Raw genomic sequence first — 817 nt, 5'->3', positions numbered from 1 at the left:
ATGACCACCCGCATCGACCGCCGCTTCGCCCGGCTCAGGCAAGAAAACCGGCCGGCGCTCGTCACCTACATCATGGGCGGCGATCCCGATTATGAAACGGCCCTGTCGATCATGAAGGCGCTGCCTAAGGCCGGCAGCGACGTGATCGAGTTGGGCATGCCCTTCTCCGATCCGATGGCCGACGGCCCGGCCATCCAGGCGGCCGGCCTGCGCGCGCTCAGGGGCGGCCAGACGCTCGCCAGGACTTTGCAGATGGCGCGTGACTTCCGCGCCGGCGACGACGACACGCCGATCGTCATGATGGGCTATTACAACCCGATCTACATCTATGGCGTCGAGCGCTTCCTGGTCGACGCGAAGGAGGCCGGCATCGACGGGCTGATCATCGTCGACCTGCCGCCGGAGATGGATGCGGAACTGTGCGTGCCGGCCTTGAGGGCCGGGCTGAACTTCATCCGCCTGGCCACGCCGACCACCGATGCCGAACGGCTGCCGAAAGTGCTGCAGAACACGTCGGGCTTCGTCTATTACGTCTCGATGACCGGCGTGACCGGCGCGGCGCTGCCCGACACGAGCAAGGTGGCCGGCGCCGTTTCCCGCATCAAGGAGCACACGGACCTTCCGGTCTGTGTCGGCTTCGGGGTCAAGACGGCGCGCCAGGCGAAGGCGATCGGCGAGGCGGCCGACGGCGTCGTCGTCGGCACGGCGATCGTTGCCGCCATCGCGCAATGCTACGATGGCAAGGGTGCGCAGGTGGCCGACCCCGCCGAGGCCGTCGCCACGCTGGTGCGCGGGCTCGCCGAAGGCGTGCGTGAAG

The 817-nt window shown here is 68.1% G+C and carries 1 protein-coding gene; it reads left to right on the top strand.

Translation table 11 applies throughout. From position 1 onward, the window contains the following. Positions 1 to 817: tryptophan synthase subunit alpha (gene trpA / locus AB843_RS24580; protein ID WP_048649563.1), on the top strand; the 817-nt coding region annotated here is incomplete at both ends.

This window comes from Nitratireductor soli, from assembly GCF_001050155.1.
Taxonomy (GTDB): domain Bacteria; phylum Pseudomonadota; class Alphaproteobacteria; order Rhizobiales; family Rhizobiaceae; genus Nitratireductor; species Nitratireductor soli.
This window is presented reverse-complemented; position numbering and strand designations above follow the sequence as displayed.